The sequence below is a fragment of the Sphaerotilus sulfidivorans genome, assembly GCF_013426975.1.
In the GTDB taxonomy this organism is placed as follows: Bacteria; Pseudomonadota; Gammaproteobacteria; order Burkholderiales; family Burkholderiaceae_C; genus Sphaerotilus; species Sphaerotilus sulfidivorans.
The window spans coordinates 1-251 of record NZ_JACCPY010000121.1; the positions used below are offsets into that span (position 1 = coordinate 1).

General features: G+C 68.1%; 1 pseudogene. It reads right to left on the bottom strand.

What is annotated here, in order from left to right:
* Nucleotides 1-127, bottom strand: a pseudogene (locus tag HZU84_RS20850) (IS5/IS1182 family transposase); the annotation flags it as partial.
* Nucleotides 128-251 lie beyond the last annotated feature (124 nt).

The window sequence follows — 251 nt, forward strand, 5'->3', positions numbered from 1 at the left end:
GGGGGCTGGCGACGCTGGCACCATCCACACACGCTCGACTGAAATCGAGCTGACCTGCGCCGCGCAGCTCTGCCAGCAACACCAGATGCAGCCGGTGCCACACGCCCGCAGCCTGCCAGGCTCTCAGGGCGATTGCATGAAGAACCTGGTCGGTTCCGTGTTATGAACGCGCCCCGCTGACCCGACCGCCGCAGCTCGAAGCGGCGCCCGCCCCGATGACCACTGCGCCGCTGCCCACCCACTTCATCGAG